The sequence below is a fragment of the Halobacterium rubrum genome, from assembly GCF_021729015.1.
GTDB classification, from domain to species: domain Archaea; phylum Halobacteriota; class Halobacteria; order Halobacteriales; family Halobacteriaceae; genus Halobacterium; species Halobacterium rubrum.
Map to the genome: position 1 here is coordinate 729,452 of NZ_JAJQQZ010000001.1, position 19,620 is coordinate 749,071.

General features: G+C 69.7%; 22 protein-coding genes. 14 read left to right on the forward strand and 8 right to left on the reverse strand.

Going from position 1 to position 19,620, the window contains the following annotated elements:
* Positions 1-7: 7 nt before the first annotated feature.
* Positions 8-421, reverse strand: a complete 414-nt coding sequence (locus tag LT971_RS03965; RefSeq protein ID WP_237005552.1) for an Lrp/AsnC family transcriptional regulator — start codon at positions 419-421, stop codon at positions 8-10.
* A 97-nt stretch (positions 422-518) separates the two neighbouring features.
* On the opposite strand from LT971_RS03965, the gene carA reads away from it, so the two are divergent.
* Both carA and LT971_RS03975 read left to right on the forward strand, forming a co-directional pair.
* The gene (carA, locus tag LT971_RS03970; RefSeq protein WP_237005553.1) at positions 519-1,580 is read left to right on the forward strand and encodes a glutamine-hydrolyzing carbamoyl-phosphate synthase small subunit; all 1,062 of its coding nucleotides are present in this window, start codon (positions 519-521) and stop codon (positions 1,578-1,580) included.
* Between the two features lie 78 nt (positions 1,581-1,658).
* Positions 1,659-1,943, forward strand: coding sequence for a hypothetical protein (locus LT971_RS03975; protein ID WP_237005554.1), 285 nt, complete (start codon positions 1,659-1,661; stop codon positions 1,941-1,943).
* Positions 1,944-1,947: 4 nt separating this feature from the next.
* Here LT971_RS03975 and carB read toward each other — a convergent pair whose 3' ends face one another.
* Positions 1,948-5,124 (reverse strand): carbamoyl-phosphate synthase large subunit, encoded by a 3,177-nt coding sequence (gene carB / locus LT971_RS03980; protein WP_237005555.1) that lies wholly within the window; start codon positions 5,122-5,124, stop codon positions 1,948-1,950.
* A 199-nt stretch (positions 5,125-5,323) separates the two neighbouring features.
* Between carB and LT971_RS03985 the strand changes: the two genes are divergently transcribed.
* The gene (locus LT971_RS03985) at positions 5,324-5,707 is read left to right on the forward strand and encodes a DUF4112 domain-containing protein (RefSeq protein WP_237005556.1); all 384 of its coding nucleotides are present in this window, start codon (positions 5,324-5,326) and stop codon (positions 5,705-5,707) included.
* Positions 5,708-5,781: 74 nt separating this feature from the next.
* On the opposite strand, the gene LT971_RS03990 is transcribed toward LT971_RS03985, so the two are convergent.
* Complete coding sequence (locus tag LT971_RS03990) at positions 5,782-6,330, reverse strand: DUF5815 family protein (RefSeq protein ID WP_237005557.1); 549 nt, start codon at positions 6,328-6,330, stop codon at positions 5,782-5,784.
* 94 nt (positions 6,331-6,424) lie between these two features.
* On the opposite strand from LT971_RS03990, the gene LT971_RS03995 reads away from it, so the two are divergent.
* Genes LT971_RS03995 through LT971_RS04005 form a run of 3 tightly spaced genes read left to right on the forward strand, consistent with a single transcriptional unit; the run spans position 6,425 to position 8,758 of the window.
* Positions 6,425-7,324, forward strand: a complete 900-nt coding sequence (locus tag LT971_RS03995; RefSeq protein ID WP_237005558.1) for an ABC transporter ATP-binding protein — start codon at positions 6,425-6,427, stop codon at positions 7,322-7,324.
* Complete coding sequence (locus tag LT971_RS04000) at positions 7,317-8,105, forward strand: DUF2705 family protein (RefSeq protein WP_237005559.1); 789 nt, start codon at positions 7,317-7,319, stop codon at positions 8,103-8,105. Before LT971_RS03995 ends, LT971_RS04000 begins: the two co-directional genes overlap by 8 nt.
* A complete protein-coding gene (locus LT971_RS04005; protein ID WP_237005560.1) occupies positions 8,102-8,758 on the forward strand; it encodes a TetR/AcrR family transcriptional regulator in 657 nt (218 codons plus the stop codon). The genes LT971_RS04000 and LT971_RS04005 overlap by 4 nt, the downstream gene beginning before the upstream one ends.
* A 14-nt stretch (positions 8,759-8,772) precedes the next feature.
* Here the strand turns inward: LT971_RS04005 and LT971_RS04010 are convergent, their stop codons facing one another.
* The 3 genes from LT971_RS04010 to LT971_RS04020 form a co-directional block, all read right to left on the reverse strand.
* Positions 8,773-9,192, reverse strand: a complete 420-nt coding sequence (locus tag LT971_RS04010; protein ID WP_237005561.1) for a DUF7124 domain-containing protein — start codon at positions 9,190-9,192, stop codon at positions 8,773-8,775.
* A 70-nt stretch (positions 9,193-9,262) separates the two neighbouring features.
* Positions 9,263-9,496, reverse strand: a complete 234-nt coding sequence (locus tag LT971_RS04015) for a DUF7979 domain-containing protein (RefSeq protein ID WP_237005562.1) — start codon at positions 9,494-9,496, stop codon at positions 9,263-9,265.
* Between the two features lie 162 nt (positions 9,497-9,658).
* On the reverse strand, positions 9,659-10,912 hold the full coding sequence (locus LT971_RS04020) for an NAD(P)/FAD-dependent oxidoreductase (protein WP_237005563.1): 1,254 nt from the start codon (positions 10,910-10,912) through the stop codon (positions 9,659-9,661).
* 344 nt (positions 10,913-11,256) lie between these two features.
* On the opposite strand from LT971_RS04020, the gene LT971_RS04025 reads away from it, so the two are divergent.
* The 4 genes from LT971_RS04025 (at position 11,257) to LT971_RS04040 (ending at position 13,756) form a co-directional block, all read left to right on the forward strand.
* The gene (locus tag LT971_RS04025; RefSeq protein WP_237005564.1) at positions 11,257-12,255 is read left to right on the forward strand and encodes a hypothetical protein; all 999 of its coding nucleotides are present in this window, start codon (positions 11,257-11,259) and stop codon (positions 12,253-12,255) included.
* Entirely contained in the window at positions 12,252-12,749 is a 498-nt protein-coding gene (locus LT971_RS04030; RefSeq protein ID WP_237005565.1) for an Hsp20/alpha crystallin family protein, read from the forward strand. The genes LT971_RS04025 and LT971_RS04030 overlap by 4 nt, the downstream gene beginning before the upstream one ends.
* 143 nt (positions 12,750-12,892) lie before the next feature.
* The gene (locus LT971_RS04035) at positions 12,893-13,090 is read left to right on the forward strand and encodes a hypothetical protein (RefSeq protein WP_237005566.1); all 198 of its coding nucleotides are present in this window, start codon (positions 12,893-12,895) and stop codon (positions 13,088-13,090) included.
* Between the two features lie 93 nt (positions 13,091-13,183).
* Positions 13,184-13,756 carry a DUF6149 family protein gene (locus LT971_RS04040; protein ID WP_237005567.1) on the forward strand — a complete coding sequence of 191 codons (573 nt, stop codon included), beginning with the start codon at positions 13,184-13,186 and terminating at the stop codon, positions 13,754-13,756.
* On the opposite strand, the gene LT971_RS04045 is transcribed toward LT971_RS04040, so the two are convergent.
* Complete coding sequence (locus tag LT971_RS04045) at positions 13,753-14,439, reverse strand: MBL fold metallo-hydrolase (protein ID WP_237005568.1); 687 nt, start codon at positions 14,437-14,439, stop codon at positions 13,753-13,755. The genes LT971_RS04040 and LT971_RS04045 overlap by 4 nt on opposite strands.
* Positions 14,440-14,578: 139 nt before the next feature.
* Here LT971_RS04045 and LT971_RS04050 point away from each other — a divergent pair, with 139 nt between their 5' ends.
* Both LT971_RS04050 and LT971_RS04055 read left to right on the forward strand, forming a co-directional pair.
* Positions 14,579-15,241, forward strand: coding sequence for a class I SAM-dependent methyltransferase (locus LT971_RS04050; RefSeq protein ID WP_237005569.1), 663 nt, complete (start codon positions 14,579-14,581; stop codon positions 15,239-15,241).
* 62 nt (positions 15,242-15,303) lie between these two features.
* Positions 15,304-15,552: a hypothetical protein gene (locus tag LT971_RS04055; protein ID WP_237005570.1), complete on the forward strand. Its 249-nt coding sequence runs from the start codon at positions 15,304-15,306 to the stop codon at positions 15,550-15,552.
* 60 nt (positions 15,553-15,612) lie between these two features.
* On the opposite strand, the gene LT971_RS04060 is transcribed toward LT971_RS04055, so the two are convergent.
* On the reverse strand, positions 15,613-16,935 hold the full coding sequence (locus LT971_RS04060) for an NAD(P)/FAD-dependent oxidoreductase (protein ID WP_237005571.1): 1,323 nt from the start codon (positions 16,933-16,935) through the stop codon (positions 15,613-15,615).
* 112 nt (positions 16,936-17,047) lie between these two features.
* Here LT971_RS04060 and LT971_RS04065 point away from each other — a divergent pair, with 112 nt between their 5' ends.
* A complete protein-coding gene (locus LT971_RS04065; protein WP_237005572.1) occupies positions 17,048-18,676 on the forward strand; it encodes a sensor histidine kinase in 1,629 nt (542 codons plus the stop codon).
* A 47-nt stretch (positions 18,677-18,723) separates the two neighbouring features.
* Entirely contained in the window at positions 18,724-19,599 is an 876-nt protein-coding gene (locus LT971_RS04070; protein WP_237005573.1) for a homoserine kinase, read from the forward strand.
* Positions 19,600-19,620: the final 21 nt, after the last annotated feature.

Sequence of the window (19,620 nt, forward strand, 5' to 3'; positions counted from 1 at the left end):
CTTCGACTCACCCGAGCTTCTCGTCGAGAATCAGCCGCGTGCGCGTGGACACGACCGCGTCCTGCTCGCGGGCTTTCGTCATCAGGTCGTTGACGCCACCAGTGTCTGCGGCGTCGACGACCAGCACGATGTCGTCCTCGCCGGAGACCTGCCAGACGAAGTCGACGGCGTCCCACTCCACCATGCGGTCGCCGAGCTCGTGGGTGTCGACGTCCATCGCCACCCCGATCTCGATCATCGCCTTGACGTTCCCGGTGGAGGTCGAGACCGTGAACCGCTCGATGACGCCGTCCTCGACGAGCTGGTCGACGCGGTTGCGCACGGTGCCCTCGCTGACGCCGATGTCGTCGGCGATCTCGGTGTAGGGGGTGCGCGCGTCTCGTCGCAGCGTGTCCAGAATCTGGCGGTCGACGTCGTCCATACCCATCGTACCGGGACGCACACAAAAAGGATTACGAAAATCGTAGCCAATCTACGAAAGGAAGATTTATAGTCCGCAGATGCGTGTGAATCTCGTAATGCCAGACGCCTACCTCGCGCTCGAGACCGGCGACGTGGTCGAGGCGACAGCCCGCGCCCCGGGGACGGCGCGCGGCGAACTCGTCTTCACGACCGCGTACACCGGCTACGAGGAGAGCCTCACCGACCCCTCCTACGAAGCCCAGGTGCTCACGTTCGCCTACCCCCTCATCGGGAACTACGGCGTCCGCCCCGAGCGCACCGAGTCCGACCGCGTCCACCCCAGCGCCGTCGTCGCCCGCGAACTCACGGACGACGTCGCCGACTGGCTGCGCGACGAGGGTGTCCCCGCCGTCGACGGCATCGACACCCGCGACCTCGTCCTCGACATCCGCGAGGGCGGTGCGATGCAGGTCGGCATCGCCGCCGGCCCCGACGCCAGCCCCGCCGAGGCCCGCGCGCAGCTCGCCGACTGCCCGCACCTCTCGGACCTCACGGACATCGGCGCGCGCGTCAGCGTCGACGCGCCCGAAGTCCACGGCGACGGCGACACCGACGTCGCGCTCGTGGACTGCGGCGCCAAGCAGTCCATCGTCGACTCGCTGGTCGACCGCGGCGCCACCGTCCACCAGCTCCCTTACGACGCCACGCCCGCCGACGTCGACGCCATCGACCCCGACGTGCTGTTCGTCTCCAACGGCCCCGGCGACCCCGCGAACTTCGGCGCCGCCGAACGCCTCGTCGACGAGTACGTCGGCGAGGTCCCCATCGCCGGCATCTGCCTCGGCCAGCAGGTCGTCGCCCGCGCGCTCGGTGGCGACACCGAGAAGATGGCGTTCGGCCACCGCGGCGTCAACCAGCCCGTCCTCGACCACGGCTCGGGTCGGGTCGTCATGACCACGCAGAACCACGGCTACACCGTCGCCGACCCCGGCGACCTCGACGTCACGCAGGTCAACGTCAACGACGACACCCCGGAGGGGCTGGACTCGGAGGCGCTCGACGTCCTCACCCGCCAGTACCACCCCGAAGCCAACCCCGGGCCGAACGATACCCTCGACTTCTTCGACGACGTGCTCGCCATGGCCGAGGCGCGTCAAACCCCCGTCGCCGCCGACTGACGGCGCCCCGCTGTTCTCTCCGTCCCGATACGCACGCGGCCCGAAGCGTTACATTCCGCGCTGAACAACCGGAATATAATGCCCGAGTCGGAGTCCGTCTTCTCCGAGAATCCGCTGACGTTCCGCGAGTGGCACGCCGCCGTGCTCGGCGGGAGCGTCGGCGCCGTCGCTGGCTACCTTCCCACTATCGGCTACCCCGGCGCCGCCGTCACCCTCGCGGGCCTCGTCGTCGGCGTCGCGTTCGGAGTGAAGCGCCTCGGCAGTGTCGCCGGACGCACCGTCAGGAAGGAGCCGTGGTACGCGCTCGCCGCGCTCGTCGTCGTCGGGGCTGCTGTCCGGCTGCTGCTGCCGGTGTTCGCGTGACCGGTCAGCCCCAGGTCTCGTCGCGAATCGGGCGCTCGCCGACCGGCGCGACGTCCAGGTCGCCGTCCGAGGCGGCGACGCCCTCGAGCATCGCCTCGGCCGCCGCTTCCGTGGAAACGTAGGGGATCTCCTCCTCGACGGCCGTCGTCAGCGCCGCCCGGTCGTCGCTCACGAGGAACTCCACCTCGCCCTGGCGGATGGCTTCGGGGACGTCTTCGGTCTCCACGACTTCGAAGTGCTCGTCGAAGCCGTCGACGGGGAGGTCGACGACCGCCGCCGACCCGGGCTCGGGGGCGTTGAACGCCGCCGTCTGGGCCTTCCAGTACGCCATCCCGGGGTCGCTGGCGGTGCCCATCACCTCGCCAGTGGACTTCATCTCCGGGCCGAGCCGCGGGTCCGACTCCGGCAGCCGGTCGAACGGCAACACGACCTCCTTCACGCTGTACTGCTCGGGGACGCCCTCGCTGGCGTCGAGCTCGGCCAGCGAGTGGCCGGCCATCACCTTCGCCGCGAGCTTCGCGATGGGGACCCCCGTCGCCTTCGAGACGAACGGGACCGTGCGCGAGGAGCGCGGGTTCGCTTCGAGAACGTACACTTCGCTGCTCGCGGCTTCGCCGCTCGCACCTTCCGAGGAGCGTGGCTCCTCGCGGTCCTGTACGGCGAGCTGGACGTTCAGCAGGCCGACCGTGTCGAGGGCGGTCGCGATCTCCTCGGTGACCTCCCGAACCCGGGCCAGCGTGTCGTCGTCGAGGCTCCGGGGCGGAATCACGCACGCCGAGTCCCCGGAGTGCACACCGGCGGACTCGACGTGCTCCATCACGCCGCCCAGCAGCACGTCCTCGCCATCGGAGACGGCGTCGACGTCCAGTTCAACGGCATTCGCGAGGAACTCGTCGACGAGAATCGGCTTGTCCGGGCTCACCCGGACGGCCTCCTCGACGTAGTGGCGGAGCTCGTCGTCGTCGTGGACGACCTCCATCGCCCGCCCGCCGAGCACGTAGCTCGGGCGGACGAGCACCGGGTAGCCGACCTCGTTGGCGAGGTCGAGGGCTTCCGCCTCGCTGGTCGCGGAGCCCCCGTCGGGCTGGCTGATGCCGAGTTCGTCCATCAGGCGGTTGAAGCGGTCGCGGTCCTCCGCGAGGTCCATCGCGTCCACGCTCGTCCCCATCACCTCGCAGTCGAGGTTGCGGCGCTCCAGTTCCGCTTCGAGGGGGTCGCCGACGTCGACGCTGGTCTGGCCGCCGAACTGCACCATCACGCCGTCGGCGTTCGTCGCCTCGACGACGTCCGCAACCTCCTCGGCGGTGATCGGCTCGAAGAACAGGCCGTCGGAGGTGTCGTAGTCCGTCGACACCGTCTCGGGGTTGTTGTTCACGACGTGGGCTTCGACGCCCGCCTCGCGGAGCGCGCGCACGGCGTGGACCGTGCAGTAGTCGAACTCCACGCCCTGCCCGATGCGGATGGGGCCGCCGCCGACGATGACCACGCTCTCGGCGTCGCGGTCCGCCTGCACCTCGCTGCGGGTCGAGCCCGACGAACGCGCCGAGTAGTAGTACGGTGTGGAGGCGGCGAACTCGCCCGCGCAGGTGTCGACCTGCTTGAACGTCCGCTCGGGCGCCGTGGTCTCGACGTCACCGACAGCCACGTCGCCACCGTCGCTCGCCAGCTCCGCGACCTCGCTGTTCGTGTAGCCGAGCTGGGCGGGCGTCGCGACGTCGCCCTCGCTGGCGGCTTCGGAGGCCTCGGCCACGTTCTGGAAGCGCTCGAGGTACCAGTCGCGGAAGCCCGTGAGGTCGTTCACGTCGTCGACCGTGAAGCCGCGCTCGAACGCCTCGAAGACGGCGTACGGCCGGTCGGGGCTCGCGCGCTCGAGGTAGTCGGCGGCGAGCTCTTCGTCGCCCACGTCGGTCCAGTCTACGCTCGGGTCGTACTCCGAGGACCGCAGCGCCTTCAGCAGGCTCTCCTCGAACGTCCGCCCGATGGCCATCGCCTCGCCCGTCGACTTCATCGCCGTCGACAGCTCGAAGTCGACTTCCGGGAACTTGTCGTTGGGCCACCGGGGCACCTTCGTCACCACGTAGTCGATGGCCGGCTCGAAGGCGGCGGTCGTCTGGCCCGTGATCTCGTTCTCGATCTCGTGGAGGCGCTTGCCGAGCGCGACCTTCGCCGTCACGCGGGCGATGGGGTAGCCGGTCGCCTTCGACGCGAGCGCCGACGACCGCGAGACGCGCGGATTGACCTCGACGACCCGGTACTCGCCGCCGGGCGTGCCGTCGTCGCGCCACGCGAACTGGATGTTGCAGCCGCCCTGGATGCCCAAATCCCGGATGACTTCGAGTGCGGCGTCCCGCATCTCCTGGTGCCCGTCGTCCGGGATGACCTGGCTCGGCGTGACGACCGTCGACTCGCCCGTGTGGATGCCCATCGGGTCGATGTTCTCCATGTTGCAGACGATGATACAGGAGTCGCCGGCGTCCCGCATCACCTCGTACTCCAGTTCGACCCAGCCCGAGATGGACTCCGTGACGAGGACCTCGGAGTTCCGGGAGAGCCGCAGGCCCGTGCGCACGCGGTCGACGAGCCCCTCGAAGTCGTCGACGACGCCGGAGCCGCTGCCGCCGAGGGTGTACGTCGTCCGCGCGATGACCGGTAGCCCGCCGACCGCCTCGACTGCGTCGTCGACGCGCTCGCGCAGCGAGTCCTCGTCCATGTCCGTCACCGTCTCGTCGTCGCCGAGCGCGATGGTCGTCGAAGCCGGCACCGGCTGGCCGAGGTCCTCCATGCGCTGGCGGAACAGGTCGCGGTCCTCCGTCGCGTAGATGGTGTCCAGCGGCGTCCCCATCACGTCGACGTCGTGTTCGTCGAGGACGCCCTGCTCGGCGAGTTCCGCCGTGACGTTCAGCCCGGTCTGGCCGCCGAGCCCGGCGATGACGCCGTCCGGGTTCTCCTGTTCGATGACCTCTGCGATGGCGTCGGGCTCGATGGGCTCGATGTAGACCGCGTCGGCCATCTCGGGGTCGGTCATGATGGTCGCGGGGTTCGAGTTCACCAGCACGACTCGGACGCCCTCCTCCTGGAGCGCGCGGCAGGCCTGCGCGCCCGAGTAGTCGAACTCTGCCGCCTGACCAATCTGGATGGGGCCACTCCCGATGAGCAGTATCGTCCGGTCGTCCTCGGTCATGTGTTACCCGATCGAAGTTCGGTCATCGTAATAAGTTACACGGAACTGTGCGATGCTCGGAACTCAATTACGAATATCGTAGAACTGGCGGGGCGGAGGGATCACGGCAAGTGCTCGAAACCGAGCGTGCGCGACCGGTCGGGAACTGAGGCCACCCGACAGCGCGTTTTTCCGTTCACGGCGCGTCAACACACCTGTCATGTTCCTCGACGACCTCGAGGTCGACCGGTCGACGCTCTCCGGCCCGGAAACCCGCGCCCTCGGGCGGATGGCGGCGGTCGCGTGGCTGCTCGACGACGCGATCCGCGTCCCCGGGACCGGCCGCCGCATCGGCCTCGACCCCGTCGTCGGCGTGCTCCCCGTGGCCGGCGACCTCGCCATGGCCGCGATTTCACTGTACATCGTCGTGGAAGCCGCGCTCGCCGGCGTCTCCCGGCGCACGCTCGCAGCGATGCTCGTCAACATCGCCATCGACACGGGCGCCGGTTCGGTCCCCGTCGTCGGCGACCTCTTCGACGCCAGCTGGAAAGCCAACAGGCGCAACGTCGAACTGGCCGCCCGGGACCTCGCCGAGGCTCCCTGAGGCCGGTCAGTCGCGTTAGAACAGTTCCCTCGTCGCTCACGGGACTCCCGCTGGGACGTCTCTCCCGAGACGATTCAGACCGCCGAATCGTACTCGTCCTCGAAGTCCCGTTGCTGCCGGTAGACGTCGACGAACTCCTCGACGTCGAACTCCTCGAGTTGCTCCTGGAACTCCGTCTTCGAGGACTCTGCCTCGGCGTGGCTGACGGCGTGGTCCATCAGCTCCACGACGAGTTCGACGACGACCCGGTGGAGCTCGCGGGCGTCGAGGTCCGTCACCCAGCACATCGCGTAGCCGACGCTGCCGTTCTCGCTGGCGTCGACGGCCGTCACGTCCTCCGGAAGCTCCTCGAGGACGGCGCCCATCAGGTGGGGGGTGCCGAACTCCTCGAAGTCGTCATCCTCGGCGGGCTCGACGGCCTCCACGAGGACGTCGACGATGGACTCCGGCACCCACCGCGACGGCGGGTGCATGTCCATCACGACGGCGTGTGTGTCGCCACACGAGCACGCGTAGTTCCGCATCCCCATGTCGAAGTCCTTCAGGTGGGCCTGCTCGCCACACGGCAGGTCGACCCAGTCGTCGTCTTCCTCCTCGGTACCGGGGACGCGTGGCTCCGTCATCACGGCGTCGTTGGCGCGGGCGCCGAATAAGCCCCGCGGACGGACGTGAACGAACGAGGAGAACGTTCATGGATTCACGAGGTGACGGTGTCGTATGGGAGTCATCGAAATCGAGTCGCTCACGAAACGCTACGGCGACCTCACGGCGGTCGACGACCTCACCTTCGAGGTCGCGGACGGCGAGGTCTTCGGGTTCCTCGGGCCGAACGGCGCCGGCAAGACCACGGCCATCCGGACCCTGCTCGGGATGCAGGCGCCGACCGCCGGCAGCGTCCGCATCGACGGCCACGACACCACCGACGAGAACCAGCGCCTCGAGGCGCTCGCCGACACCGGCTTCCTCCCCAGCAACCCCCAGTTCGACCCGCAGGCGACGGGCCGCGAGATACTGGACCTCCACGAGTCCATCAAGGGCGGCAGCCGCCGCGACGAACTGCTGGAGCTGTTCGACCCGCCCCTGGACCGCGAAATCCGGGCGTACTCCACGGGGAACGTCCAGAAGCTCGGGCTCGTGCAGGCGTTCATGCACGACCCCGACGTGGTCGTCATGGACGAACCCACGTCCGGCCTCGACCCGCTGCTGGTCGCCCGGTTCAACGACTTCGTGCGCGCCGAACGCGAGCGCGGCGTCACCGTCCTCTTCTCCAGTCACGTCCTCAGCGAGGTGCGACGCGTCTGCGACCGGGTCGCCGTCATCCGGGACGGCGCCCTCGTCGCCGTCGAGGACGTCCAGACGCTGCTGGCGCGCAGCGGGAAGGTGGTGCGGGCGCGCGCCGACGGCAGCCTCCCCGACGACGCCTTCGACATCCCGGGTGTCGCCGACCGCACCGTCGAAGCCGACGGCGACGCCACCAGAGTCTCGTTCACGTACACCGGCAGCGTCGACGCGCTCGTCGACGAACTCGACCGCTACTCGCTGCTCGAGCTCGACGTCGAGGAGGCGCCCCTCGAGGACGTCTTCCTCCAGTTCTACGGGGGTGAGGCGAGTGCTTGAACTCGCCCGGTACGGCGCCCGCCGCCGCATCACCGGCGCGCTCGTGCTCGCCGCCGGCCTCTCCGCGTTCAGCGCGCTGTACGCGGCGTTCTTCCCGTCGGTCACCGAGGGCATCGACCTCGACCAGTACGCGGAGACGCTGCCCCCGGTGTTCGTCGAGGCGTTCGGCCTCCGGTCGCTGGGCACCATCGAGGGCTTTCTCGCCACCGAGCTCTACCAGTTCGCGTGGGTCATCCTGCTCGGACTCTACCTCGCGTACAGCGCGGCGTCGGTCGTCGCCAGCGACGTCGAGTCCAGCCGCATGGACCTCCTGCTGGCGCTGCCGGTGTCCCGCGCCCGCATCGTCGGTGAGTCGTTCCTCTCGCTCGTCCCGGGCATCGTCGTCATCAACGCCGTCGTCGCGGCGGTCACGTGGGCCGCTACCGGCTTCATCGGCCACCAGGTCGCTGCGGTCGACCTCGTCGCCGTCCACGCGCTGTCGCTGCCCTACCTGTTCGCGTGCGCCGGCATCGGGCTGGCGTTCAGTGTGACGCTGGACCGCGCGAGCCTCGCGCAGCGCGGCGCCGCCGGCACCGTCTTCTCGCTGTTCCTCGTGGAGACGCTCGTCACGAACACCGACTACTCGTGGGCCGGCGCGCTCGCCCCGCAGCGCTACTACGACCCGACCGCCGTCCTCGTCGACGGCGTCTACGACCTCGAGGGCGCCGCCGTCCTCGCGGCCGGGGCGCTGGTGCTGGTCCTCGCCAGCCAGTGGCACTTCACGCGGAGGGACGTCCAGTGACCGGCGGCTTCAGCGACGACGAACGCCAGCGCGTCCGCGAGGCGCTGCTCGACGCGGGCCGCGAGCAGTTCGCGCGCTACGGCCTCGCGAAGACCACGGTCTCGGAGCTCGCCGACGCCGCCGGCATCGCCACGGGGACGTTCTACTCGTTTTTCGACTCGAAGGAGCGCCTCTACTACGACGTCCTGCAGGAGCGCGCGGCCGACGGGTTCGCGGAGTTGACGGCCGCAATCGAGGCCGCCGACGGCCCGGAGGCCGCCACGCGCGCGTTCCTCCAGACGGCGTTCGCGGTCGTCGAGGACGACTCGCTGCTCCGGAACGTCGTCTACGGCGAGGAGCGCCAGCGCCTCCTGCGGGTGCTCGACGACGACGAGCTCGCCGCGAACCGACGGCAGAACGTCTCCGTGCTGGCGCCCCACGTCGCGGACTGGCAGGACGCCGGGGTGGTCCGGGACGGCGACCCGGAGACGCTCGCGCTCGCCGTGCAGAGCGTCGGATTCGTCGTCGCGCACCGCGACGAGTTCGCCGACGACGCCCAGTACGAGGCGGTGCGGGACGCGCTCGTCGACATCGTCGCCGCCGGCCTCACCGACACGACGGGCTGCGAGGGCAAGCGTCCGAGCGACGGTGAGGACAGCACCTCGTCCCAGTAGCAGCGCTCGCTCCGTTACGGCCAGTCGTCGCGCTCGGGCTCCTCGGGAACGGCGTCGGGCTCGTCGTCGGTGGCGAGCTCCCAGTCGGCGTTCTCGGCGGCGTCCTCCAGCGTGAGGTACTCCCAGCCGACGTCCTCGGCGAGCTGTCGGTCCGCCTCGCTGGTGCCGACGAAGACGTGGCGCTCGGTGTCGAACTGGTCTCTGACGGACTCGAGGCTGTCCTTGCGGCTCTTCGGGCCGGAGAAGAAGTCCTGGCGGATGCGGCGCTTGCGCGTGAAGTTGGTGACGACGTACGTCGGTTCGTCGGAGACGACGCCGACGTACTCGGTCCACTGGCGGGCGCCAGCGAACGCGGTCCCGGGCTTGGCGAGTTCCTTGAGCGCGGACAGCTCGAACGCGAGTGTCATGTCCGTGCTCCCGCCGGATTGGCTCATGGCGGGAGGTCGGGCACGGACGGGAAAAACGGCTTCGGTTGGGGTAGGGGTCTGGGACTCGGACCGCGGGTCAGCGCGCGACGGTGATGCGGTAGTAGCCGGTGAACTTTACGACCTCGCCGTCCGTGAACGCCGCCGCCGCCTCGTCGTCGAGGGAGACGGCGCCGTCCGTGGCTGCCTCGTGGAGCACGTCCTGTGCGTGGTCGTCGAGTTCGTCGAAGTCCCGGACTGGCGCGTGGACGCCGCCGTCGGTGGCGGCCGCGCCGAGGGACTCGGCCTCTGTGGCGTGGATCGTTGGGTTCATCCGGTCACCGGCACTCTTGTGCCATGCCAACGTATGCCACGGTTTAACTTAAACTTACCGGGGGAGTTGACCGTATCGACCAGCGCAGCCGCTGCGAATCCGGGAGTACCGCAGTAGAGTCGTACGCGAGAAGCGAGTCTGGCGACGGCGGACGGTTCGGCGCTACTGCTGGGTCGCAGTCGCCAGCTCCTCGACCTCGAAGTTCTCCTGCAGGAGGACGTCCTGCTGGTCCGCGACGACGGCCTCGTCTTTGATGAGCTGCTTGTACTTCGACTGCGGCGCGAGGTTCCCGATGAGCACGCCGCCGATGAGCTGGCCGTCCTTGAACGTCAGGCGGCGCCACTCGTTGCCGCCGTAGTGGCGCTCGCAGGACTCGTCGCCCATCGTCGGGAAGCCAAACGAGAGGAACGGGAAGTCGAAGTGCGTGATGGAGTACGACGACACCCAGCGGAACGGCTCCACGTCCACGTCGTGGCCGCTGTCGGCGAGCATCGTCTTCCCGGCGAGCGCGCCCTGCTGTTTCGCGGAGCCCCACGAGCCGTTCTGCGCGCGCTCGTCGAGGATGGTGTCCCAGTACTGGGTGATGTCACCGGCCGCGTAGACGTCGTCGACGTCCGTCCGCATGTACTCGTCGACGTGCACGCCGTTCTCGATGGTAACGTCCGTGTCCTGGAGGATTTCGACGTTGAAGTCGAGGCCGATGGCGACGCCGACGAAGTCCGACTCGTGGCGGTCGCCGTTGCCGTCGACGGTCGCGACGACCTCGCCGTCGTCGTTCGTCTCGAAACGGCCCGCGCCGGACTCGAAGACGGGCTCGACGCCCTTCTCGCGGAGCCCCTCGTGGATGATTTCGGCGCCCTCCTCGCTGAGCGCGTACCGCCACCAGCGGTTCCCGCGCATCAGGTACTTCGCGTCCACGTCCTGCCCGCCGCAGATGGCCGCCAGGTCGATGCCCAGCAGGCCCGCGCCGACGACGACGCCCGTGTCGGCTTCCTCGGCGTGCTCGCGGATGCCGCGCGCGTCCTCGAACGTCCAGAAGTGGTGGACGCCCTCCGCGTCCGAGTTCTCCACGGGGAGCTGGTTCGGCGTGCCGCCCGCCGCGACCAGCAGCTTGTCGTAGTCGATCTCGTCGCCCTCGTGGGTCTCGATGGTGTGCGCGTCGGGGTTGACGTCGGTGACGAGCGTGTTCAGCCGGATGTCGATGTCGCGCTCGTCGTACCAGTCCGGGTCGTGGATGCTGATGGGGGCCTCCGGGAGCTTGCCCTTCGCGAACTCCTTGATGAGAATGCGGTTGTACAGGGTCTCGCCCTCGTCGGTGACGACGGTGACGTCGGCCTCTGGCGCCTCCTCGTGGATGGCCTCGGCCGCGGAACTGCCCGCGATGCCGTCGCCGATTATCACGTACGACTCGCTCATACTCGGGGGTCACGCCTTCAGGGTTGAAGTGGGTTGCTATCTCCTCGGCGCCCGGATTTCGGCAGGCTCGCGTCTTTGTAAACCGTTGTCTATGAGCACGACCTGGCGAGGTTAGTCGTGGTGAATCGTCTCGTGGCGGCTGCGAGTAGGGGGGTCTTGCACCTCGGTAGGGTCGGGCAGTCTCAGCCGGTCCACGAGCCAGTGGGATTCGACGGGGCGCCCGCGTACGCCGGTAATCACGTGCTAGAAGCGCTGTCGTGGTTGAATTCGCCTGAACTATCGGCGCGCTTTATCACCAATCGCGTTGACGGTTCGACTGTCCCGCTGCCAGGGACGGAACACCAATGCAAGACCAGCCAAGCTTCCAGCAGCCGCAGCTATCGCGAGCCGAACAGTACACGGGACCGACCAGTCAGGTCGCGGGCAACCGGCAACCGCAGGCCGCCCAGCAGCACGGGCAGATCGCCCAGCAGCCCCAGCAGTTCGCCGGCGGACAGTCGCCACAGCAGTCCGGGATGGAGCCGCAGGCACAGCAGCCACAGTTCCAGGCCGGCCAACAGCAGCAGCCGCTGCAACAGCAGCCGCCGCAACAGCAGTTCCAGGGTAGCCAGCAGCCACCACAACAGGGCGCCAGCGGGCAGGTGCCATCGCAGGCCGCAGCCGGCCAGCAGCAGGCACCCCAGCAGGACCTGTCGAAGCGCCAGTTCCAGCAGGCCCAGCCGGAGGGCCAGCTCCAGGGGACGATCCAGCAGCCGGAGATCCGTCGCCAGGAGGCTGCAGGCCAGAACCAGATTGAACAGCAGCCGGCGTCTCCGGTCGGGCAGCAGCAGCAGCCGGCGTCTCCGGTCGGGCAGCAGCAGCAGCCGGCGTCTCCGGTCGGACAGAAGCAGCAGCCCCAGTCCCAGCCGCAGCAGCAGCAGCCCATCGGCTCCGGGATGCCGTCGACTGGCGCCCCGCAGCAGCCGATGACGGAGGGAATCGGCAAGCAGGCCGGGATGCAGTCCCCACAGATTTCGTTCAGCTCCCCGTCCGAGCAGGGGCAGGCCGTCGGCGGCCAGCCCGGCCAGCAGACCACCGGACAGGAGCCGGTTCGGCAGTACGTCGAGACCGCCGACACGAAGCTGCTCGCGGACACGCTCGCGCGCCGGGTCGGGCTGACGAGCCAGCAGCTCGCGCAGGTCGTCCCGCAGCTCGACGTCGTGCTCCGGAGCCAGCAGCACGGCGCCGGACAGTCCACGATCTCCCAGCAGCCGACCGGCAAGCAGCCGATCGGCCAGCAGGCCGCGATGGGCGTCCAACAGCCGGTGACCCAGCCGCAGTCCCCCGTGACTCAGCAGCGATGAGCTACGACCCACGAACTGACCCGGGCGTCCCGCGCGCGGCGGCCGCCTGGAACGCGACCGGACCGACGACTACCGGACCCGTAGCCCCCGCGACGCCACAGCAGTCCGCGGGCGTCGGCGCCGGCCAGCAGCAGGCCGAGGCCGTCGAGTACCAGCCGCCGGCCGCGGCGACGCCGAACATCGACGTCGTCGAGTCCGACCAGGAGATCGTCGTGTTGCTCGACGCACCCGGGTTCGAGGAGGACCACATCACCGTCCACGCGGACGCGAACAACCTCTACGTCACCGCCGACCGGTCGGACGACCCGGCGGTCGGCTCGGAGAGCGGCGAGCGCACGCTCCTTCACGAGCGACCGGTGCGCATCGAGCGCGCCATCACGCTGCCCGGGCACATCGACCCCGAGCAGGCCACCGCCGAACACGAGAACGGCGTCTGCCGCATCACCGTGCCGAAAGACGAGGAAGAGCGCCGACACGAGATCGCCTTCCAGTAGGTCACCCGAACGCTCCGATTTTTCGACGCGGCCGGCCCGCTACTGGTAAGCACACCCACACGAGGCGAAACGGTCTTAGTAGCCCGGGCGTTACGGCTGCCAGAGCCCGGTAACCGCGGCTTACGCGGGCCGGCAGCCAACCGATGTCACAGGATTACCGACTCGTCTCAGAACTCGTCCGTCCCGGCGACAGCCTCCCCTGCCCCGAGGACGCCGACCCAGTCGTGCAACCCACCGGCCACCCGGGACTGGTACGAATCACCTACCTGAAAGAAGTGACGCGCGTGCCGTTCGCCGCGAGCCACGACGAGGACGACGCCGACCTCGCGTACGTCGAGTAACCACCTCCTACGCGCAGCCAGCGGCGCGCTCGGCGACGAGCAGCGAGTGTCGCTGTCGGGACGTTCTTGAGGGCAGGTCTCCTACGGGCAGGCATGAAACTCCGCCAGAACGTCCGGCACTTCGCGTCGAAGAAGGCCCTGGAGGTCCCGGGCCTGCGGGACGTGGTCAACGACAAGCTCGTCGACCTCCACACGAGCATCTTCCTCGACAAGGCGCCCGAGGAGCGCCGCGAGGAGCGCCGCGACCACCTCGACGGCTTCTTCGACGCGACGATGGACATGTACCTGACCGCTCTGCAGGCGGGCTACCCGGAGGCGGAGGCCCGAGAGATGACGCACATCGTCGCCAACTTCGATTTCTACAACCACGGCTGGGCGGCGATGATGGAGTTCCCCGCGGACGAACTCGGCGAGCACTACGAGCGGTACGCGGCGTTCTTCGACGAGCACGGCGTCAGCATCGACGACCCGCTCGGCGAGTTCCGGCCGGCCGACGGTATCCCCGACGCGCCGGCGACCCCCGAGAAGCTCGAGGACGCCGAGTTCGAGAACGCCGCCGCCGGCTACGAGGACGACGTCTACGTCGAGACCGAGGACGGCGTCCAGCAGGGCGGCGCCGACGAGCCGGACGACGTCGACCCCGAGGACAGCCCGTTCGCCGGCTAGTCGAGCACCGCGGCCAGGGCGTCCCGGCCGCCCGACCGAATCGGGTCGCCGTGGCCGACGCAGGCTGCTTCGAACGCCGGTGTGCGGTCGAGCACGCGCCGCACACTCGGTTCGAGCTCGCCGGTGTCACTGGACAGCAGCCACGGTGACAGCTCCAGCCGGCCGTCGTCCTCCCGCACGAGGTCGCCGAGCAGCGCAGCATCCAGTTCCTCGTGGACGTACGCGACGTGGCCGGGCGTGTGGCCGGGCGTCGCGACGACCTCGAAGCCCCCGACCCGGTCGCCGTCGCCGAGCGCGCGTACCGGTGAGTCGACGCTCGGTGTGAGCATCCCGCCGAGCCGCTGTCCGAGTCCCTTCGGGGCGGACAGCGGCGGCTTCCGGTTGCCGACGACGAGGTCGGCGTCGCCCTCGCCGCAGCAGACCTCGACGTCGCCGTCGGCCGCGCGCACCGAGGAGAGCAGCGACTGCAGGCCGCCGACGTGGTCGACGTCGTAGTGCGTGAGCAACACTCGGTCGACGTCCCGCATCGAGAACCCCGCGACTTCGAGCGCGCGACGAACGCTGTCGGCCTGCCACGGCATCCCGGTGTCGACCAGCGCGAGACCGTCGTCGTCCTCGACGAGGTAGGCATTCACGCCGCGCAGGCCCACCCGCCAGACGCCCGGACGCAGTTCCACTGCCATCACCGCCGGGTACGACGGCCGGTGGTTTAGTTCCTCAGTCGGTACTGGCTGCGGCCACCGTCGATGTGGCCGCCGACTGCCCGGGTACCGCGCTCGCCCGGCGGTGGCTGTTTTGATGGTGGACGCCGAAGCCACGCCTATGCCCAGCGCGACCACCGAAGCCGACCCGCCCGGCCGGGAGCGCTCCGACACGCTCGCGGACGTCCGGGAGACGTACGCCGAGCAGGCCGACCGCTTCGACCGGATGCAGTGGCTGAACAGACGGCTCACCGGCGGCTTCCGCCGGCGGCTGTTCGCCCGGGCGAGGGGCCGCGTGCTCGACGTCGCCTGCGGGACCGGTCTGAACGTCCAGTTTCTCCCGAAGGCGACGACGTACGTCGGCGTCGACCTCAGCCCCGAGATGCTCGCGAACGCCAGCGAGCGCTTCGGCGGACTCGACCGCGTGGTGGGGTTCCACGAGATGGACGCCCAGACACTCGCGTTCGACGACGACACCTTCGACACCGTCATCTCGGCGCTGTCCACGTGCACGTTCCCGGAGCCGGTCACCGCACTGAACGAGATGTCGCGCGTCTGCAAGCCCGGTGGCCGCGTGCTCCTCTTCGAGCACGGCCGGAGCTCCGTCGGCCCCGTCGCGCGCTTCCAGGAGTGGCGGGCCGACGCCCACTACGCGAAGCACAGCTGCCGGTGGGATCAGGACCCGCTCGCGCTCGTCGGGGACGCCGACCTCTCGGTCGTCGACGCCTCGACGGCGCTTCTCGGTGTCCTCACCGCCATCGAGGCCGAACCAGAACAGGGCTGACGGGGCCAGTCTGCTGTGTCGAGACCACCAGACTTACGCCGGCTCTCGGTGATGCCCCCGCCATGGCAGTCCCGCCCTCCCCCGAGAACGTCGAGACGTACGTCGAAGACGGCGCCCGCATCGCCGCTATCCTCCTCGTCTGGGGCGCGCTCGCGGCGTTCTTCCGCTACGGCCTCACGGAACTCGGCGTCTTCGGGCGCGCGTTCGCCGGACTCGGCCGTGTGTTCGGCTACGTCGGCGTCCTGAACGCCGTCCTCTTCGTGCTGTACCGCGCGCTCGACTACCACCACGCGCTCGCCGCAGAACGGTAACTGCTGTCCGGCAGCGCGACCGGCTCTGCCATCCGGCATCACGACCGACTGTACTGCCCGCTACTCCTCGCCGACGACCCGGTCGGCCGCCTCGTAGCCCGCGACGATGCCGCCGTTCAGCGACCGCTCCGGGTACTGCGCGCGGCTCGCCATCCCCGCGTAGTAGACGCCGTCGTGGCCCTCGCTTTCGAGGTCGTAGGGCACCACCATGTCGAGGTAGCCGCGCTCGTAGACGGGTGCGGTCCGGGGGTTCCGGTTCGTCGCGACCCAGTTCACCGACTCGCGGTCGAACCCCGGGAACAGCGCCTCGATGCCCGACAGCCAGTGCTCGCGGACCTCGTCGTCGCTCATCTGCCAGACCTCGTCGTCGCGGCTCTGGACGTACTTCGGGACGTAGAGGAGGTGTTCGCCGCCGTAGCGCTCGGGGTCGACGAAGTTCGTGTGCTCGATGAGCGCGCCGAACGGCGCGTCGTCGGCGATGTTCAGCCAGTACGTGTCCGTCAGCGGCTCGTCCATCGACACGATCGAACACACCGTCCCCTGGAAAGTCACGTCGCACTCGTAGCCGGTCAGCGACTCGAGGACGTTCGGCATCGCGGCCACGACCACGCCGTCGGCGTCGACGCGCTCCGCGCCGCCCTCCGCCCCGCGGTCGACGGTGACGGCCTCGACGTCGCCTGCGGCGTCACGCTCGATGCCGGTGACTCGCGTCCCCGTCTCGATGTGCTCGCGACCGACGTCGTCGACGAGCGCGTCCAGCAGTCGACCGAAGCCGCCGTCGAGGTAGCCCAGCGGCTCGCCCCGGAGGAGGTCGCGTTCGCCCCGGAACTTGATGCGGCCGAGCAGCCACGCCGCGCTCACGTCGTCCATCCGGTCGCCGAACTTCGCTTCCAGCAGCGGCTCGAAGAACCGCTCGTAGACGCCCCGGGTGGTGTGCTCGACGACGAACTCCTCGACGCCCACGTCCTCGAAGTCCTCCAGCCGGTCGTAGGTGTCGAACGAGGGGACGCCACCCCGGACGTCGACCTCCTGCGTGAGCATCGCCAGCCGGAACGTGTCGTAGGTCGTCATGTGGGGGAACGCCAGAATCTCCCAGGGCTTGTCCATCGGGTGGACGGTGCCGTCCACGTAGTAGGCGTTCTTCCCGATGGGCCACCGGAGGTCGTCGCCCAGCCCCAGCTCCTCGATGACCTCGACGATGGTCTCCTCGGAGGCGGAGAGGTGGTGGTAGAACGCCTCGATGGGGTCGCCCGCCGTCTCGTGGGTCGCGGCGAGCCCGCCGACCTGGTCGGACGCCTCGAACACCCGGGCGTCGACCCCGCGAGCCTGGAGGCGTCGGGCGGCCGCCAGTCCGGCGATGCCGCCGCCGACGATGGCAATCATGCCGAACTGTCCGACACGTGACCGGGTTAGCGTTACGGTCGTCGGTCGCCCCACCACCCCGAAGGCTTCCCCGGCCCACACGTCTTTGTACGGGTACTCCAATGCCCGGACAATGGCGCTGCAGTGGACGCCGTTTACGCTCCCGATACTCGCCGCAGGCCTGGGGTACGCAGCGTTCGCCGTGTACCTCTTCCGCCGGCCGGAACACCGCGGGACGCACGGATCGCGGATTGCGGCGTTCCTGCTGGGGGGCATGGCGGTGTGGCTGCTGGCGTACGCGGGCCAACTGTCGGTCACGTCGCTGGACGCGAAACTCGTCTTCCAGCGGCTGAAGTACCTCGGGCCGACGACCGTGCCGGTGCTGTGGTTCGCGTACACGCTCGCGTACACCGGTTACGTCGACGCTGTGCCGCGCCGCGCGTGGGCCGCGCTCGCCGTCCCGCCGGCGGCGATGTTCGCCCTCGCTGTGACGTACCCGTTGAACCGCCTCGTGTGGGCGGACGCCTTCCGCAGAGACCTCGGCAACTGGGTGGGGTTGGGCGTCGAGCACGCCGTCGCGTTCTACGGCTACCAAGTGTACGTGTACGGGCTGTTCCTCGCGAGCCTCTTCGTGCTCGCGCAGAACCTCGTCGCGTCGTCGGGCGTCTACCGCAGACAGACCCTCGGCCTCCTCGCTGGCGCGCTCCTTCCCGGTTTCCTCGGTGTGCTCCACGTCGCGGACGCGAGTCCGGTGCCCTACCTCGACCTGCCGGCCATCGCGTTCGTCGGCACCGCGGCCGCCGTCGCGTGGAGCGCCACGCGCGACGACCTGTTCACGCTCGAACCGGTCGCGTGGGAGACCGCCATCGCGAAACTCGACGACCCGGTGTTCGTGCTGGATACCGACGACCGCGTGGTCGCCGCCAACGACGCCGCCGAGTCGTTCGCACCAGATCCCGTCGGGCAGTCAGCGGCGGCAACCCTCGGGCGCGTCCTCGCGGACGACGTCTGGACGGCCGTCGGAGACCACGAGTGCGACGGCACCAGCGGCTGCCGCCATCGCGTCTACGAGGTGTCCGTCTCACCCGTGGAGCGCGACCAGACGCGCGTCGGTCGGGTGGTTGTCGTCCGCGACGTGACCGAGCGCCGCGAACGCGAGCGCCGTCTCGACGAGTTCGCGAGCGTCGTCAGCCACGACCTCCGGAACCCACTGAACGTCGCCCACGGCCACCTCGAACTCGCCCGGGAGTCCGGCGACGACGAGCACTTCGAGGAGACCGACGACGCGCTCGCACGCATGGAGGACATCATCGACGACCTGCTGACGCTCGCCCGCGAGGGCGACGCGACGCCGGACGCGGAGCCGGTGACGCTGTCGGCGGCCGCCCGAACCGCCTGGGAGTCCGTCGAAGCCACAGACGCAGACGCCACCCTGGAGGTCGGCGAGGATCGGACGCTGGTCGCCGACGAGACGGCGCTCGTCCGCCTGCTGGAGAACCTCTTCCGGAATTCGACAGAGCACGCCGGCTGCGACGTCGCGGTCGCCGTCGGCACCACGGGAGGAGGCTTCTACGTCGAGGACGACGGCCCGGGCGTCCCCGAATCGGAGCGAGATACCGTCTTCGAGTCGGGGTTCACGACCAGGGACGACGGCACCGGGTTCGGGCTGTCCATCGTCGCCGAGGTCGCCGACAGCCACGGCTGGACGGTCGCTCTCGTCGACGGCGAGGCCGGCGGCGCGCGCTTCGAGTTCGACACGTAGTTGCGCCGTCCGCTATCCTTTTGCCTGCGCCCGAGAGAGACCACGCCATGATTGCGGTGCGCGCACCCGCGACGAGCGCGAACCTCGGCAGCGGGTTCGACGTCTTCGGGGTCGCTCTGGACAGACCCGCCGACGTCGTGCGCGTCGAGCGCGCCGACGAGACCACCATCGACGTGACGGGTGCCGGCGCCCAGTACATCCCGGAGGAACCCAGTGCGAACACCGCCGGCGTCGTCGCGCGGGAGCTCGACGCCCCCGCCCACATCCGCATCGACAAAGGCGTCCGGCCATCCTCCGGACTGGGGTCGTCGGCCGCCAGCGCCGCCGCCGCGACCGTCGCGCTCGCCGAACTCTACGACCGCGACCTCACCGACGAGCAGCTCGTCCGGGTGGCGGCGCAGGGCGAAGCCGCCGTCTCCGGGGACGCCCACGCCGACAACGTCGCGCCCGCCATCCTCGGCGGCTTCACCATCGTGCGCGAGGACGGCATCGAGTGCGTGGACGCCGACCTCTCGCTTGCGGTGTGCCTGCCGGACATCGTCGTGTCCACGCGGGACGCCCGGGGCGTGGTCCCCGAGTCCGCGGCGATGGCCGACCTCGTGGCGACGGTCGGCTCCGCCGCGACGCTCACGCTCGGCATGTGCGAGAACGACCCCGAGAAGGTGGGACGCGGGGTCGAGGACGAACTCGTGACGCCCGCTCGCTCGGCGCTGGTCGACGGCTACGACGCGGCCTGCGAGGCCGCCCGCGAGGCCGGTGCGACCGGCGTGACGGTCTCCGGGTCCGGGCCGGGTGTCCTCGCCGTCTGCGAGCGCGAGAACCGGAAGCGCGTTGCCGCCGCGCTCGTCGACGGCTTCGAGTCCGTGGACGTCGACGCGACGGCGTACCCGACAGGCATCGGCGACGGCGCGACGTTCGTCTGACACCGCTGTCGCTCCGACCGG